Raw genomic sequence first — 14,229 nt, 5'->3', positions numbered from 1 at the left:
ATTCTTTCAAGGAAGTATATATATTAAAGAAGAAATATAGAAATAAAATGAATAATTTAGGAGTTGGTTATGAATAAATTTATGATAAAGAGAAGTACAGAAGGATTAAATAAAGTTCAATTAAAATCTGCTAATGCCTTTAATGATTTCATAGATAAACTGATAAAAAGAGATTTTACGTTAATTGAAGAATATAAAGGTAGCAATGAAAAAGTAAAAGTAATATGCGACAAAGGGCATGAGATTTATACATATCCATCTCGTTTTAGAAAAGGTAGAGGTTGTATAAGGTGTAAGGGTATGTGTCCGATACAGGCTAAAGAACAATTTATGGAAGTAATGAATAAAGAAGGGTATGAACTTATAAGTGAGTATAAATATTCTACTTGGGAAGTTATACTTAGATGTCCAAAAGGACATGAATTTACTACTTTACCTATGTTATTTAAAAAGGGTGAGAGATGTCCTTATTGTAATAATAGAAGTTATGGTGAAAGTTTAGTAAGAGATTTACTAGATGAACATAGTATTAAATATTTTAGAGAAAAGTCATATTCAGATTTAAAAGGTTTAGGTGGTAATGTCCTTAGATTTGATTTTTATATACCATGTATAGATACATTAATAGAGGTACAGGGAGAAGAACATTATGAGGAATATACAGTTGATTATTTTGAAGGTGATACACTTGAACATGATAAGTTGAAAAGGAAATACTGTAAACAAAATAATATTAGGCTAATTGAAATACCGTATCTATCTACTGTTTATGGTAGAGATGTGGCTCTTGAAAAAGTTAAGGATAGAGTAGTGGATATTATAAAAGAGATAAAATGATTTTACCATGACAACTGATTTTTTATTTATATAGTAAAAAGGAGTTATGGATATGAAATTAGTAAAAGGTAATGGAGTTTATGAGAAAGGCAAGTATAAGAGTACAGTTAATGGAGAGATGACAAGAGAATACAATTTATGGTGGAATATGCTCGGTAGAGCCTATGATAAAGATTATCATAATGAAAAACCGACATATAAAGAAATTGTAGTTTGTGAAAGGTGGAGAAACTTCCAAAACTTTGCAGAGGATATTAATAGTATGTACGGGTTTAATATGGTTGATGACAAAGGAATGTACTATCAACTTGATAAGGATTTTATAAATAGAGGTAATAAGATATACTCTGAAGAAAATTGTGTATTTATACCGAGTGCGTTAAATAGTTTTCTTACACAATTACAGAGAAATAAAGGAAAACTTCCAACAGGGGTTGCTTATAATAAAAGAGATAAAATGTATCAGGCAATATTATATATTGACGGTAAAAAGTATTTTAAATATTTTAATAATATACATGATTGTAGAATGGCTTATGTGATATCAAGAAATGATTATGCTAGAGAACTTGCAGAGAAATATAAAGGCAAAGTAGACCAAAGGGTTATAGATGTACTTAAAAATTATGATGAACAAGATTTTACAGGCGCAATTGAAGATTTATTGGATATAGCATAATGAACTATAACATAAAATTAAGTATTTAAAAGATTTGTTTTGTGGTGTATTTCTACTTGTAATCAGAATTGGACTAGCTTATAATGTTATATATAATAGTAATTAAGGTTTATATTATAATTTTAATTACGATATACGTTTCTATAAAAATAGGAAGTTATAATCAATAGAATGTTGAAATTCCAATAGATTTGCAGTGTTAAAGTCCAAAGATGATGACGATGTACAAAATGTATTCCATAACTGGGAACAAGAGTAGTAATAAACAAAATATAATATAATACCATTGAGTGTTTAAGAAAAATAAAAACACTTCTAATTATAATGTATGTTGTAATTCATACAAATGATTAGAGGTGTTTTTTTATACTTACAAAGAATACATCTATGAGATTAGGATAAGAACCTATATTGGATATTTTTATTTATATAATTGAAATTTATAAAAATAGCTGGTATCTTAATAGAAACAATATATTTATACAAATATATCCAATAAAATGTTTAAGGGGAGAAGATATGGAAATTAAAGAGGTGGAGTTAGCCACAGGTTTATCAGAAGATACAATTTATTTTTATGAGAATGAAGGATTAATTTTTATAAAAAGAGACTCTAATTCAGATAGGGACTATGATGAAGAAAATATTGAACAGTTAAAATATATAAAACTATTATTAAAATTAGATATTCCAATTTCTAAAATAAAGGAACTTAAGAATGAAAAAGTATCTCTAAAATGTATATTGGAAGAAAAAATAAAAGAGTTGGAAAATAATAAAATTAATACAGAAGGTAAGAAAGATATTATTAATGATATATTGAAAAATATAAATAAAAAGAAGGACATAAATTTAAATGAATATTTAAAAGATATTGAATGTATAGAGAAGGGGGTATATGCAGAACTTATATCTGACTTAGATAAGATTGGACAACGTAGTTTAATTTTTCAACTATTAATTACAATAAGCTTAATGGGACCAATACTGTGGTTTTATCTGGATATTACAGAAAAAAATTATAGTTCAATTGGACTTAAAGGTAGTTTATCAATAATATCAACCATAATACTTACGTTAATTTGGAGATCTTATTTACAGCAAAAAGACAAAAAAATAAGTGGAACATTCAGATATATAGTAGGTATTATTTTAGCACTAGTTTTAACTATATTAATATTTGTAGGTATTGATTGGTTGCAGTTTAAAATATTCGTTCCAAATAATTACCTGATGTATGCATTTAAACCTCCATATAGTTATGCAATATTTTTATTTGAAATAGAAGTACTTATTATGATAATTGCTATTTTGTACAAAATAAGAAAAGCAAATTCAGATGAACATGAATGGGCATACAATCTATTAAGTTTTATGAAAAGAAATGTTGTTAAAGTTATAGTGTTAAATTTGGTTTTATTATATATGTGTGTTACAGGTATAACTGTTATAACTAAAGATAAAATCATAGACTATAATTTTTATAATCCTATAGGCGTAGAGTATACATATGAGGATATTACTGATATTAATACTGGTTTTTTAGGGAAAAGAAAATTGCTATATGGTAATAAGGGTGATTTCTATTATAACATAACCTTAAAAAATAAGAAAACAATAGATCTTTACCAAGCCACAAGTGATTTTGATGATACATATTTAGAACTAGAAATATTTGATAAGTTAGCATTAGATAAAAGTAAAGCTCAAAAAATAGCATCTAAAGAAAATTATAAGTTATGTGATTTAGATAAAAGATATGTAGATAGATTTTTAAGAATAATTGAAAATTAAAATAGATAGATTTTTATAATACTTCTATAAACTAATATACCTTAGACTATAATTTTTAATCTAAGGTATATTTTTATGTTTAAAATAAAAGAAATATTAATATATATTTAATAATAATATTATAATTTAATTAGGAAAGGTGGGATTATATGAAAGAGATTCCAAATAATCGATGTTGTGTTTGTGGTGGCAAAATAATGAGTGAAGAGGATTTAACTGTATGTGAAAATTGTAATAATATTTATCACAAGATATGTTGGCAAGAAGTAAAGGAAGAGTGTATATATTGCCATAATAAAACCCAAAAAGAGGAAGTTGATAATGATAAAAGTAAATAGTAATGAATTTATAATGTAAAAGTTAGATATGGAAAATATCTAGCTTTTTTTGTGAATAAAAACAATAAAAAAATTACAAAATATTCCTAAAATATAATAAGATGATGATACAATAGTATAAAGAGGAAATGACATAAAAAAATTAAATTTTGAGCGACAGAGTTGTCTGAAGCAGTAGCAAAGATATGTCCTTGGCCACATAAAGTGTTTTGCCTACACGTCGCTCAAGTGAAGTGAATTTTTTACATCTAATAAAGAACTACATATACATAGGTTGAGAATAAAAATAAAATCATGGAAATAGAAAGGGGTAAAACGTATGTTATACACGCCAAAATATATTTATAATGATGATTTAGATAAGAAGATATGTAAATGTTCAGAATGTAAAAAATATAGAATATTATATTGTCATTCAAATATGATTGAAAATAAGAAGGAATCTACTAAAGAAATTAACAGTGATATTATAGCTGTTTGTTCTAAATGTGGAAGTACATATAGATTTAATTTAAAACATTTATCAAATATAAATGGAGATAACTACGAAGTAGGAAGAGTAAACTTTATAGAAGAAAAATATCCTCAAATAAAAGAAAATATAACAAAAAACTATAATTCTTATGACGTTGTATCAATCATAAAATCAGAAAATTTTTTAACAAAGCTAATTAAAGATGACAGAGACGGAGATTTAAAAACATCAGAGTATGTATTTATGGAAAAGTAGTAGTGCCTTGTATATGTAGATAAAGTTATTAATAAAGGCTTAACGCCTTTATTTTTCTGAATAAAAGTATAGGAGATAATAAATATGGTTACTGTTACAAAGTATTTAACACAAGTAGATTTAAAAAGAAAAATATGCGATTGTAAGGAAGAAGAAAAGTTAAAAGTTTTATTTAAAGAAGTTAGTGAATCGGAGCTTAGAATTAAGCCGGAAGAAGGTATAACAGGAGCATACATACTAAGGGAAGAAAAAATAATAGCATCTTGTAATCACTGTAAAAAAGTATATTTTTTAATGACTACATTTGAAGGTGGCATACAAGAACAATATGTAAATATTGACTCTGTAGAATTATTTGATGGTAGTATGAGAGAGCTTAGGCAAGTTATCAATAATATGTTTGATGAACATGAAAATGAGATTGTTACTGTAGCAACAGATGACCACACTATAAAAGTATTAGATAAATATGATGATGAAGAAAAAATAGTTACTAGATACGTATATTTAAATAGAGAAGACAAAGATTTATATAAAGATTTGTTGGAAGATTAAAAAGATTGGAACTTAGGTTCCAATCTTTTTTATGTAAAGATTATTGTAATTACTTGCATCTGAAGCTTCCACAGTATGTTTGTGATGAAGCGTTTGCGCTATCAGCGTTAGATGTTATAGATAAATTTCTTAATGCACAAATACTACCTGCATTATGTACGCATGTTTTTACGTTACAACTTAGAGAACTGCATTGTGTGTTGTCTAAGGCACTATTACTAAAATCACTATAACCAGATTGGTTTACGAAAGAGCTACAACAAGTGTTATTACTAGTTCTTGCTTTTTTGCCATTTACGGATATTTTATTTGCGTAACAAGTACTATTGGTATTGTGTGCGCAATTATTAACATTACAACCTACTAATGTCATAATAAAAACCTCCTTTTTAATTAATCAATAATTAGTATGGACTAAATTTACAAAAAATATAATGACAAAAAGTTAAATTTGAATAATTTACATTGTATACTTTTTATTTTTATAGAAATAAAAGCCAAGACTTAGATTAAGAGATGGCTTTAAAAATTATACTTATAAAATTAAGCAAAATATTTAAGATATTAATCTAGCATATAAGTTTTTACCCATTAACACCCTAGCAATTAAAGAGGCTGATAATGGATAAGACTTTGCCGGTTGCCAAATATAAATCAATTTCTTTTCAAAATCACTCAATGAAACAAGTTCGTTGTTTTCTATCTTTAATGAATATTCTTTAGTAAAATTTCTGATTTTTAAAAAGTCTTCCAATGTAAGGTCATAGAAAAGCTGCGTACTATGTTGGGGAGGTTTTAAAAAAATTATATTTTGTTTAAACTCTATAAAGTCTAATCTATCAACCAAATTTTTAATATTTTCACTCAATAAAATCACCTCCATATATTGAAAATAAAATATTACTTTATAATATGTATAAAACTAGGCAAATGAGACAAAAATACTTTAATAAAAGTTACTATTTTTTTCTAAAATGTGAAGGAAATATATCATAAAAAAATAACGTAAGTAAGGAGGTTATTTTATGTTCGAAAAGAAAAAAGAATTTTCTTGGAAAGTGCCAATGTTAGTATTATTAGGAGTAATTGTTTTATCATGTGGAATAGGTATAGGTGTACAAGTTAGAGACACTCATCAAACTAGACAAGCTCTTCAAGCAAAAAAAGAATCTAAAGAAGTTTTTAGTCTTAATTCAGATTGTGAAATCTGGGTACAGGGCCAAATAACAAGTAGTGGTACTTATGAGAGTCCCAAAATGATTGGAACTATACCAAAGGACTTATTAAATAAAAGTAAAGAAGAAATAGTGTCTTATTTCAAAGATAAATATCCAAATAAAGAAATAGCAAGTATGAATCAATATGAAATTATCTTATGTAATTCACAGGCTAAAGAACCTTCAAAAGCAAATAAATACGCTATAGAAGAAAAAGATGGATTTGTACATGTATATAAATATGATAAAGATGGATCAAAAACTGAGCTAGAAAAAACAAACATAGAAGTTGACTCTCTTCCAAAATCTGTGCAAGATGAATTATCATCAGGAATACTAGTAAATAGTGAAGATGAGGCATATACAAGATTGGAAAATTTTGAAAGCTAATCCTTAATACATTTTCATAAAAAAATAAAACATCCTTATATGAAATTTTATATAAGGGTGTTTTATTTTTTATAAATCTATAAAATATTTTGATTTATATGAAAGGTGGAAGTGAATTTTTATAATGCATCACATTACTCTAATTTTGCAATCCTATGGTATAATATTAAAGAACATAAGTTTTGTATAAAACTTAACAGGAGGTCTTGAGTTTTATGATAATATTAGGAATAGATCCGGGTATAGCCATAGTAGGTTATGGAATTATGGAATATAAAAATAATAAATTTAGAGTTATTGATTATGGTGCAATAACAACTCCATCAACTATGAACACAACGAAAAGATTAGAGAGAATTTATAAAGGTATAGACCTTCTTATAAAAAATTATAATATAGATGAAGTTGGGGTAGAGGAATTATTCTTTAACAAAAATGTAAAAACAGCAATTACAGTAGCGCAAGCAAGAGGCGTAATCTTACTAGGATGCGCCCATAATGATAAGCCGATTTATGAATATACACCTTTACAAGTTAAACAAGGTGTAGTGGGATATGGAAGAGCAGAAAAATCACAGGTCCAACAAATGGTTACATCTATGTTGAATTTGAAAGAGATACCAAAGCCTGATGATGTTGCTGACGCTCTAGCTGTAGCAATATGTCATGCTCATGCAAATAAACTTGAAAAGACATTAAAAAATATAGGTATGAAATAAGGAGAAAATTATGTATAGCTATATAAAGGGAATAATAGAAGAAATTAGTTTAGATCATGTTGTAATTGAGAATAATGGTATAGGATATAAAATTAGCGCTTCGGCAAATACTATAATGAAGGTACAATTAGGACATGAATGTAAAATTTACACAAAGCTTATAGTAAAAGAAGATGATATGAGTCTTTGTGGGTTTTATGATAAAGAAGAATTGAGGATGTTTGAACTGCTGACATCTATTTCAAAAATAGGGCCTAAAGTTGGGCTTGGAATACTATCTTTTGCTTCACCAAAACAAATAGGAGCATACATATTAAGTGAAGATATAGCAAAATTATCAAAAGCTCCAGGAGTAGGCAAGAAAACAGCAGAAAGAATAGTCTTAGAGCTTAAGGACAAAATAGACAAAAACAATGTGGAATTTGAGTCAACTTTATTGACTAATCAGCCAGTAGCAGTTTCTCAAGATGAAGCAGTAGATGCTTTAGTGGCATTAGGATATTCTTTACAAGAATCGAAAGATGCTGTACAAAAATGTAAAAAAGATAAATTAAATACAGAGGATATTATTAAAAAATCATTAAGTTACTTAATGAGTAAATCTTTAAGATAATAAAGAAAGGGGGAAGTTAATTGTACGGATTTGAAGATGAAGACAGAATAATTACATCTAGTATGCAAAATGATGATGTGGATATAGAAAATAATTTAAGACCTAAGTTATTAGCTGATTATTTAGGGCAAGAAAAAGCTAAAGAACAATTATCCATATTTATTGAAGCTGCAAAGAGTAGAAATGAACCATTAGATCATGTTCTTCTATATGGGCCACCTGGTCTTGGAAAAACTACTTTGGCTGGTATAATTGCTAGTGAAATGGGAGTTAACCTAAGAATAACATCAGGTCCAGCCATAGAAAGAGCAGGAGATTTGGCAGCCATATTAACAAATTTAAATGAAAATGACGTACTATTTATAGACGAAATACACAGAATAAATAGAAGTGTAGAAGAAGTATTATATCCTGCTATGGAAGATTATTGTATAGATATAATAATAGGTAAGGGACCATCGGCTAGAAGTATACGACTTGATTTGCCTAAATTTACTCTTATTGGAGCAACAACAAGAGCAGGTATGCTTACAAACCCACTTAGAGATAGATTTGGTGTTATATGCAAACTTGATTATTATACAGTTGATGAATTAACAAAAATAGTAATAAGATCAGCCAATATATTAGGTGCAGAAATTGAACATAGAGGAGCAATTGAGATTGCTAGACGATCTAGGGGAACACCAAGAATAGCAAATAGACTTCTAAAAAGAGTTAGAGACTATGCTCAAGTTAGAGCCAATGGAAATATAACATCAGAAGTTGCAGACCAAGCCCTAGAAATGATTGGCGTAGATAGTTTAGGATTAGACTATGTGGACGAAAAATTGTTATTAACAATAATTAATAAATTTAAAGGTGGACCTGTAGGGTTAGATACTTTAGCTGCTTCTATTGGAGAAGACAGAAATACAATAGAAGATGTTTATGAGCCCTATTTACTTCAACTTGGATTTATTAATAGGAGTCCAAGGGGAAGAATAGCCATGCCAAATGCTTATAAACATTTAAATATAAATTATCCAGAAAAGTAGAATAATAATATTAATGAAAATAAAAGTATAATTTCTAATAGTAGAAAAAAATTGAATTTTTTGTTATTATGGTAATTGTATGCTTAAGGTAATATATTATTGAAAGAAGGTTTAACATTGAAAACAAGCGATTTTTATTTTGATTTACCCGAAGAATTAATTGCTCAAGTACCTATTTTAGATAGATCTAGCTCTAAATTAATGGTATTAGACAAACAAACTGGTGAAGTAAGTCATAGAATTTTTAAAGACATAATAGATTATTTAAATCCAGGAGATTGTCTTGTATTAAACGATACGAGAGTTATTCCTGCAAGACTAATTGGTTCTAAAGAAGGATCTGGGGGTAAAATAGAGTTTTTACTTTTAAAAAGAAATGAAGATGATACTTGGGAGACTTTAGTTAAACCAGGTAAAAGGGCTAAAATAGGTACAAAATTTTCATTTGGAGAAGGTAAACTTATAGCGGAAGTTGTTGGAATGGGTGATGACGGAGCTAGAATAGTAAAGTTTGAGTACGAAGGTATTTTTGAAGAAGTTTTAGATGAACTTGGAAACATGCCATTACCGCCATATATAACAGAAAGATTAGAAGAAAGAGAAAGATATCAAACTGTTTATTCTAAACATAATGGTTCAGCAGCTGCGCCTACAGCAGGTCTACATTTTACTGATGAATTACTACAAAAAATTAAAGATAAAGGTGTAGATTTAGCCTTTGTAACTTTACATGTGGGTCTTGGAACTTTTAGACCAGTAAAAGTAGATGATGTTTTAGAACATGATATGCATTCTGAGTACTATATGATAACAGAAGAAGCAGCAAATAAAATTAATAGAGCAAAAGAAAGTGGTAATAAAGTAATAACAGTAGGTACAACTAGTACTAGAACTATAGAATCTGTAGCCGATGAAAATGGAAAAATGAAAGAAGAATCGGGATGGACAAAAATATTTATTTATCCAGGATATAAATTCAAAGTTGTAGATAACTTAATTACGAACTTCCATTTACCAGAGTCAACACTAATAATGTTAGTAAGTGCACTTGCTGGAAAAGAAAATGTATTAAATGCATATAACTGTGCAGTAGAAAATCATTATAGATTCTTTAGTTTTGGAGATGCAATGTTTATAAAATAAATATAATATGTGTACAAAAGGGGAGACGGTATGATAAAAAAGCATGATAAAAGGTTGTTGAACATTTCAAAAAACTTTGAGGCGGCCTTAGCAATAGTAATATTAATTCTTGTATTATTGGGTATGATGGATTTAGTAAGAAGTGTGTATCAAGCTTATATAGTAGATTTTTCAAATCCAGTTCAATATACCCAATTAAATAGTTTTTTAGCGGAAGCATTATTGTTAGTAATAGGGGTTGAATTGGTAGTAATGCTATCTTTGCATACACCAGGAGTACTTTTGGAAGTGTTATTGTACGCAATAGCTAGAAAGCTTATTTTACTTCCGAAAAGTTCTGGAATGGGAGATTTACTATTAGGAATACTTTCTATAGGTGCAATATTTGCAATTAGAAAATATTTAATGTCCCCAGAAGAAAGAGCAATGAGCCTTAGTAGGCTATATAATTTAAAAAAAAGTAATATTAAAGAAAAAGAAAATTTAGACACAGAAGAAATAAAGAATAATTAGTAGTTTAATATTTTAGACTATAATCAGACATAGTAAGGAGAATAAATATGAGTGCAATAAGATATGAACTTATAAAAACTTGTAAACAAAGTGGTGCAAGACTTGGTAGATTACACACTCCTCATGGAGTTATAGAAACACCTATATTTATGCCTGTTGGAACTCAAGCAACAGTAAAGGCAATGACACCAGAAGAATTAAAAGAAATTGGATCTCAGATAATATTAAGTAATACCTATCACTTATATATGAGACCAGGCCATGATTTAGTAAAAGAAGCAGGTGGGCTTCATAAATTTATGAACTGGGATAGACCAATATTAACAGATAGTGGTGGATTCCAAGTATTTTCACTAGGGCCACTTAGAAAAATAACTGAAGAAGGTGTTCACTTTAGATCACATATAGATGGTTCTAAACATTTTATATCTCCAGAAAAAGCTATGGAAATACAAAATGCTTTAGGTTCTGATATAATGATGGCGTTTGATGAATGTGCTCCATATCCAGCAGATAGAGAGTATGTTAAAAATTCTTTAGAAAGAACTACTAGATGGTTAAAAAGATGTAAAGAATCTCATGAAAATACAGAAAACCAAGCGTTATTTGGAATAATCCAAGGTGGGATGTACAAAGACTTAAGAGAACAATCAGCTAAGGAAATATTAGAATTAGACTTACCAGGATATGCGGTAGGTGGACTTAGTGTTGGAGAACCTAAAGAATTAATGTACGAAGTACTTGACTATACAGTACCTCTAATGCCGGAAGACAAACCAAGATATCTAATGGGTGTTGGTTCACCAGATGACTTATTAGAAGGTGTAATAAGAGGGATAGACATGTTTGACTGTGTACTTCCAACTCGTATAGCTAGAAATGGTACTGCAATGACTAGCCAAGGTAAAGTTGTAGTAAGAAATGCTAAGTATGCAAGAGATTTTACTCCACTTGACCCAGAATGTGATTGCTACTGCTGTAAAAACTATACAAAAGCTTATATAAGACATTTAGTAAAAGCAAATGAAATATTAGCAGCTAGACTTATATCTACACATAACTTAAGATTCTTACTTAAATTAATGGAAGATGTAAGACAAGCAATAATGGAAGATAGATTATTAGACTTCAAAGATGAATTTTTCTCCAAATATGGGTATAAATTGTAATAAATTTGAGTTATAATGTTTATTATACTTTGTATTTAAGAAGTAATAAACATATGAAGGAGTGAAGCATATGAATTACCAAATGATAATGTCTATTGTTTATATGGTGGCGCTATTTGCAATTTTCTATTTCTTATTTATAAGACCTCAAAGAAAAAAAGAAAAGCAATTGGATGAATTAAGATCAAGTTTAGAAGTAGGACAAATGGTTACTACAATAGGTGGAATGTTAGCAACTGTAGCTAAAATTGAAGAGGAATTTGTTGTTTTAGAAGTAGGACCAAATAGAACTAAAATGCCTTTTAAAAAATGGGCTATAGCTTCTGTTGAGAAAAAAGAAGAAGATAAATAAATAGTAATTTTAAATCTCCCTAAGGAATATATATATTCCGAGGGGAGGTTTTTTTATGGCAAAAACTATACATATATTAAAAGGTTTAGGTTACGCTTACATAATTACGCTAATTGTATTATTAATTTACAATCTATTACTAACTTATACTAATGTTTCAGCAGATTCCGTTTCAATAGTTACATCATTTATTACCACAGTTTCTGCAGCTTTTGGTGGATTTTATGCTTGTAAACATATACAAGAAAAGGGACTTATATATGGTTTTATAGTGGGAGTATCTTACATAATACTACTTATAACAATGTTTTACTTAGCTAAAGAAAATTATATATTTGATATGACAGTTCTTTATAAAGCAATACTTGTTTCCGTAGCAGGAGGAATAGGTGGAGTATTGGGAGTGAACTTCAAATAAGTTCCAAAAAATACAGAATTATGGTATAATTAGTAACAGTTAATTAGAAACAGGAGGTAATTAAAATGGCTAAAAAACATATAAAAACTTTATCAAATGCTACATTAAAAGAAAGCGCAGCTAAAGGTGGATGTGGAGAATGTCAAACATCTTGTCAATCTGCTTGTAAAACTTCTTGTACAGTTGCAAACCAAGAGTGCGAAAGATAATTAAACAAAATTATTTTGAAAGTGGGGGTATTACAAATAATACCCTCATTTTGTTTGCATATAAATTGTTTTCACAAAAAATTTACATATATTTTGTTTAGGGTATATAATAAGAGTATTAAAAATTAGGAGGACATATTATGAGTATGATACATAAATTTTCTATGGATGGATATAAGATTGTTTTAGATGTGAATGGAGGAAGTGTTCATGTACTAGATGATGTTGCATATAATCTTGTAGATTTATTTGAAAAAAAATCTATGGAAGAAATAGTAGAAGCTTTAAATAAAGATTATACTAAAGAACAAATAGAAGAAGCTTATGAGGAAATAAAATCTTTAAAAGAAGAAGGGCTTTTATTTACTGAGGATACATATGAAAATCACCCAAGTTTTGTAAATAGAAAAAAAGTAGTTAAAGCATTATGTCTACACGTTTCACATGACTGTAACTTAAAATGCAAATATTGCTTTGCTTCACAAGGTGATTTTGGTGGAGAAAAAGAAATGATGAGCTTTGAAACAGGTAAAAAGGCCATAGATTATCTTATAGCTAATTCAGGAAATAGAAGAAATTTAGAAATAGATTTCTTTGGTGGAGAGCCACTAATGAACTTTGAAGTAGTTAAGCAACTAGTAGCTTATGGTAGAAAAGTTGAAAAAGAAAATAATAAGAATATAAGATTTACTATAACTACTAATGGAATACTATTAGATGATGATAAAATTGACTATATAAATGAACATATGCACAATGCAGTATTAAGTTTAGATGGAAGAAAAGAAATAAATGATAACATGAGGCCAACAGTTAATGATAAAGGAAGTTATGATGTTATCATGCCTAAATTTAAAAAGTTAGTAGAAAAAAGACCGAAGGACAAATACTATTATATTAGAGGAACATTTACAAGAGATAACTTAGATTTCTCTGAAGATGTACTTCATTTTGCTAATGAAGGATTTGAATTAACATCAGTGGAGCCAGTTGTCGGTGATGAAAGTAATCCTTATGCACTAAGAGAAGAAGATATGGAAAAAGTATTTAATGAATACGAAAAACTAGCAAAAGAGTATGCAAAAAGAAAATTAAATGGTGATGATTTCACATTCTTCCACTTTGTAATAGATTTAAATCAAGGACCATGTGTAATAAAAAGAATAACTGGATGTGGTGCTGGAAACGAGTACTTATCAGTAACACCAAATGGAGATATATACCCATGTCATCAGTTTGTAGGAAATGATGATTTTAAATTAGCAAACATAATGGATGAAGAAATAGTTATACCTAAAGAAATAAGTAATATGTTTAGAGATGCTCATGTTTATTCTAAAGAAGATTGTAAAAAGTGCTGGAATAAATTCTACTGTTCAGGTGGATGTCATGCCAACGCAATTAACTTTAATAATGATATAAGAAAGCCATATGAGCTTGGTTGTGAAATGCAAAAGAAAAGAACAGAATGTTCTATAATGATTCAAGCAAAACTAATGCTGGAAGGAGAATAAAA

At 28.2% G+C, this 14,229-nt stretch carries 19 protein-coding genes; 17 read left to right on the top strand and 2 right to left on the bottom strand.

What is annotated here, in order from left to right; translation table 11 throughout:
• Positions 1–69 precede the first annotated feature (69 nt).
• The 6 genes from TVTCOM_RS17765 (at position 70) to TVTCOM_RS17740 (ending at position 4,933) form a co-directional block, all read left to right on the top strand.
• Positions 70–837: a hypothetical protein gene (locus tag TVTCOM_RS17765; protein ID WP_434797582.1), complete on the top strand. Its 768-nt coding sequence runs from the start codon at positions 70–72 to the stop codon at positions 835–837.
• Between the two features lie 52 nt (positions 838–889).
• Positions 890–1,516, top strand: a complete 627-nt coding sequence (locus TVTCOM_RS17760; protein WP_434797581.1) for a hypothetical protein — start codon at positions 890–892, stop codon at positions 1,514–1,516.
• 519 nt (positions 1,517–2,035) lie between these two features.
• Complete coding sequence (locus tag TVTCOM_RS17755) at positions 2,036–3,310, top strand: MerR family transcriptional regulator (RefSeq protein WP_434797580.1); 1,275 nt, start codon at positions 2,036–2,038, stop codon at positions 3,308–3,310.
• Positions 3,311–3,459: 149 nt separating this feature from the next.
• Entirely contained in the window at positions 3,460–3,648 is a 189-nt protein-coding gene (locus TVTCOM_RS17750) for an RING finger protein (protein WP_434797579.1), read from the top strand.
• Positions 3,649–3,967: 319 nt separating this feature from the next.
• Positions 3,968–4,378 carry a hypothetical protein gene (locus TVTCOM_RS17745; protein WP_434797578.1) on the top strand — a complete coding sequence of 137 codons (411 nt, stop codon included), beginning with the start codon at positions 3,968–3,970 and terminating at the stop codon, positions 4,376–4,378.
• Positions 4,379–4,462: 84 nt separating this feature from the next.
• Positions 4,463–4,933, top strand: a complete 471-nt coding sequence (locus tag TVTCOM_RS17740) for a hypothetical protein (RefSeq protein ID WP_434797577.1) — start codon at positions 4,463–4,465, stop codon at positions 4,931–4,933.
• Positions 4,934–4,982: 49 nt separating this feature from the next.
• On the opposite strand, the gene TVTCOM_RS17735 is transcribed toward TVTCOM_RS17740, so the two are convergent.
• On the bottom strand, positions 4,983–5,306 hold the full coding sequence (locus TVTCOM_RS17735; protein ID WP_434797576.1) for a DUF1540 domain-containing protein: 324 nt from the start codon (positions 5,304–5,306) through the stop codon (positions 4,983–4,985).
• Positions 5,307–5,489: 183 nt separating this feature from the next.
• Positions 5,490–5,801, bottom strand: a complete 312-nt coding sequence (locus TVTCOM_RS17730; RefSeq protein WP_434797575.1) for a hypothetical protein — start codon at positions 5,799–5,801, stop codon at positions 5,490–5,492.
• Positions 5,802–5,958: 157 nt separating this feature from the next.
• On the opposite strand from TVTCOM_RS17730, the gene TVTCOM_RS17725 reads away from it, so the two are divergent.
• The 11 genes from TVTCOM_RS17725 (at position 5,959) to scfB (ending at position 14,227) form a co-directional block, all read left to right on the top strand.
• Positions 5,959–6,540, top strand: a complete 582-nt coding sequence (locus tag TVTCOM_RS17725; RefSeq protein ID WP_434797574.1) for a hypothetical protein — start codon at positions 5,959–5,961, stop codon at positions 6,538–6,540.
• Positions 6,541–6,755: 215 nt separating this feature from the next.
• Positions 6,756–7,259, top strand: a complete 504-nt coding sequence (gene ruvC / locus TVTCOM_RS17720; RefSeq protein ID WP_434797573.1) for a crossover junction endodeoxyribonuclease RuvC — start codon at positions 6,756–6,758, stop codon at positions 7,257–7,259.
• Positions 7,260–7,269: 10 nt separating this feature from the next.
• Entirely contained in the window at positions 7,270–7,872 is a 603-nt protein-coding gene (gene ruvA, locus TVTCOM_RS17715; RefSeq protein ID WP_434797572.1) for a Holliday junction branch migration protein RuvA, read from the top strand.
• A gap of 20 nt (positions 7,873–7,892) precedes the next feature.
• A complete protein-coding gene (gene ruvB, locus TVTCOM_RS17710) occupies positions 7,893–8,909 on the top strand; it encodes a Holliday junction branch migration DNA helicase RuvB (protein WP_434797571.1) in 1,017 nt (338 codons plus the stop codon).
• A gap of 117 nt (positions 8,910–9,026) precedes the next feature.
• A complete protein-coding gene (gene queA, locus TVTCOM_RS17705) occupies positions 9,027–10,052 on the top strand; it encodes a tRNA preQ1(34) S-adenosylmethionine ribosyltransferase-isomerase QueA (protein ID WP_434797570.1) in 1,026 nt (341 codons plus the stop codon).
• Positions 10,053–10,082: 30 nt separating this feature from the next.
• Positions 10,083–10,565, top strand: coding sequence for a phosphate-starvation-inducible PsiE family protein (locus tag TVTCOM_RS17700; protein WP_434797569.1), 483 nt, complete (start codon positions 10,083–10,085; stop codon positions 10,563–10,565).
• A gap of 47 nt (positions 10,566–10,612) precedes the next feature.
• Positions 10,613–11,734, top strand: coding sequence for a tRNA guanosine(34) transglycosylase Tgt (tgt, locus tag TVTCOM_RS17695; RefSeq protein WP_434797568.1), 1,122 nt, complete (start codon positions 10,613–10,615; stop codon positions 11,732–11,734).
• A 70-nt stretch (positions 11,735–11,804) separates the two neighbouring features.
• On the top strand, positions 11,805–12,086 hold the full coding sequence (yajC, locus tag TVTCOM_RS17690; protein WP_434797567.1) for a preprotein translocase subunit YajC: 282 nt from the start codon (positions 11,805–11,807) through the stop codon (positions 12,084–12,086).
• A gap of 55 nt (positions 12,087–12,141) precedes the next feature.
• The gene (locus TVTCOM_RS17685; protein ID WP_434797566.1) at positions 12,142–12,504 is read left to right on the top strand and encodes a TIGR04086 family membrane protein; all 363 of its coding nucleotides are present in this window, start codon (positions 12,142–12,144) and stop codon (positions 12,502–12,504) included.
• A 65-nt stretch (positions 12,505–12,569) separates the two neighbouring features.
• Positions 12,570–12,713 (top strand): six-cysteine ranthipeptide SCIFF, encoded by a 144-nt coding sequence (gene scfA, locus TVTCOM_RS17680; protein WP_018592136.1) that lies wholly within the window; start codon positions 12,570–12,572, stop codon positions 12,711–12,713.
• Positions 12,714–12,853: 140 nt separating this feature from the next.
• Entirely contained in the window at positions 12,854–14,227 is a 1,374-nt protein-coding gene (scfB, locus tag TVTCOM_RS17675; protein ID WP_434797565.1) for a thioether cross-link-forming SCIFF peptide maturase, read from the top strand.
• The last annotated feature ends 2 nt before the right edge of the window (positions 14,228–14,229 follow it).

This window comes from Terrisporobacter vanillatitrophus (assembly GCF_051148895.1).
GTDB classification, from domain to species: domain Bacteria; phylum Bacillota; class Clostridia; order Peptostreptococcales; family Peptostreptococcaceae; genus Terrisporobacter; species Terrisporobacter vanillatitrophus.
The sequence above is the reverse complement of the archived record's forward strand: the minus strand, read 5'-3'. Positions and strand labels throughout refer to the sequence as shown.

Excerpts from the sequence above, each read along its gene's own strand:
- TVTCOM_RS17765 (WP_434797582.1), top strand. The coding sequence starts at position 70 with ATGAATAAATTTATGATAAAGAGAAGTACAGAAGGATTAAATAAAGTT.
- TVTCOM_RS17760 (WP_434797581.1), top strand. The coding sequence starts at position 890 with ATGAAATTAGTAAAAGGTAATGGAGTTTATGAGAAAGGCAAGTATAAG.
- TVTCOM_RS17755 (WP_434797580.1), top strand. The coding sequence starts at position 2,036 with ATGGAAATTAAAGAGGTGGAGTTAGCCACAGGTTTATCAGAAGATACA.
- TVTCOM_RS17750 (WP_434797579.1), top strand. The coding sequence starts at position 3,460 with ATGAAAGAGATTCCAAATAATCGATGTTGTGTTTGTGGTGGCAAAATA.
- TVTCOM_RS17745 (WP_434797578.1), top strand. The coding sequence starts at position 3,968 with ATGTTATACACGCCAAAATATATTTATAATGATGATTTAGATAAGAAG.
- TVTCOM_RS17740 (WP_434797577.1), top strand. The coding sequence starts at position 4,463 with ATGGTTACTGTTACAAAGTATTTAACACAAGTAGATTTAAAAAGAAAA.
- TVTCOM_RS17735 (WP_434797576.1), bottom strand. The coding sequence starts at position 5,306 with ATGACATTAGTAGGTTGTAATGTTAATAATTGCGCACACAATACCAAT.
- TVTCOM_RS17725 (WP_434797574.1), top strand. The coding sequence starts at position 5,959 with ATGTTCGAAAAGAAAAAAGAATTTTCTTGGAAAGTGCCAATGTTAGTA.
- ruvC (WP_434797573.1), top strand. The coding sequence starts at position 6,756 with ATGATAATATTAGGAATAGATCCGGGTATAGCCATAGTAGGTTATGGA.
- ruvA (WP_434797572.1), top strand. The coding sequence starts at position 7,270 with ATGTATAGCTATATAAAGGGAATAATAGAAGAAATTAGTTTAGATCAT.
- TVTCOM_RS17700 (WP_434797569.1), top strand. The coding sequence starts at position 10,083 with ATGATAAAAAAGCATGATAAAAGGTTGTTGAACATTTCAAAAAACTTT.
- tgt (WP_434797568.1), top strand. The coding sequence starts at position 10,613 with ATGAGTGCAATAAGATATGAACTTATAAAAACTTGTAAACAAAGTGGT.
- yajC (WP_434797567.1), top strand. The coding sequence starts at position 11,805 with ATGAATTACCAAATGATAATGTCTATTGTTTATATGGTGGCGCTATTT.
- TVTCOM_RS17685 (WP_434797566.1), top strand. The coding sequence starts at position 12,142 with ATGGCAAAAACTATACATATATTAAAAGGTTTAGGTTACGCTTACATA.
- scfA (WP_018592136.1), top strand. The coding sequence starts at position 12,570 with ATGGCTAAAAAACATATAAAAACTTTATCAAATGCTACATTAAAAGAA.
- scfB (WP_434797565.1), top strand. The coding sequence starts at position 12,854 with ATGAGTATGATACATAAATTTTCTATGGATGGATATAAGATTGTTTTA.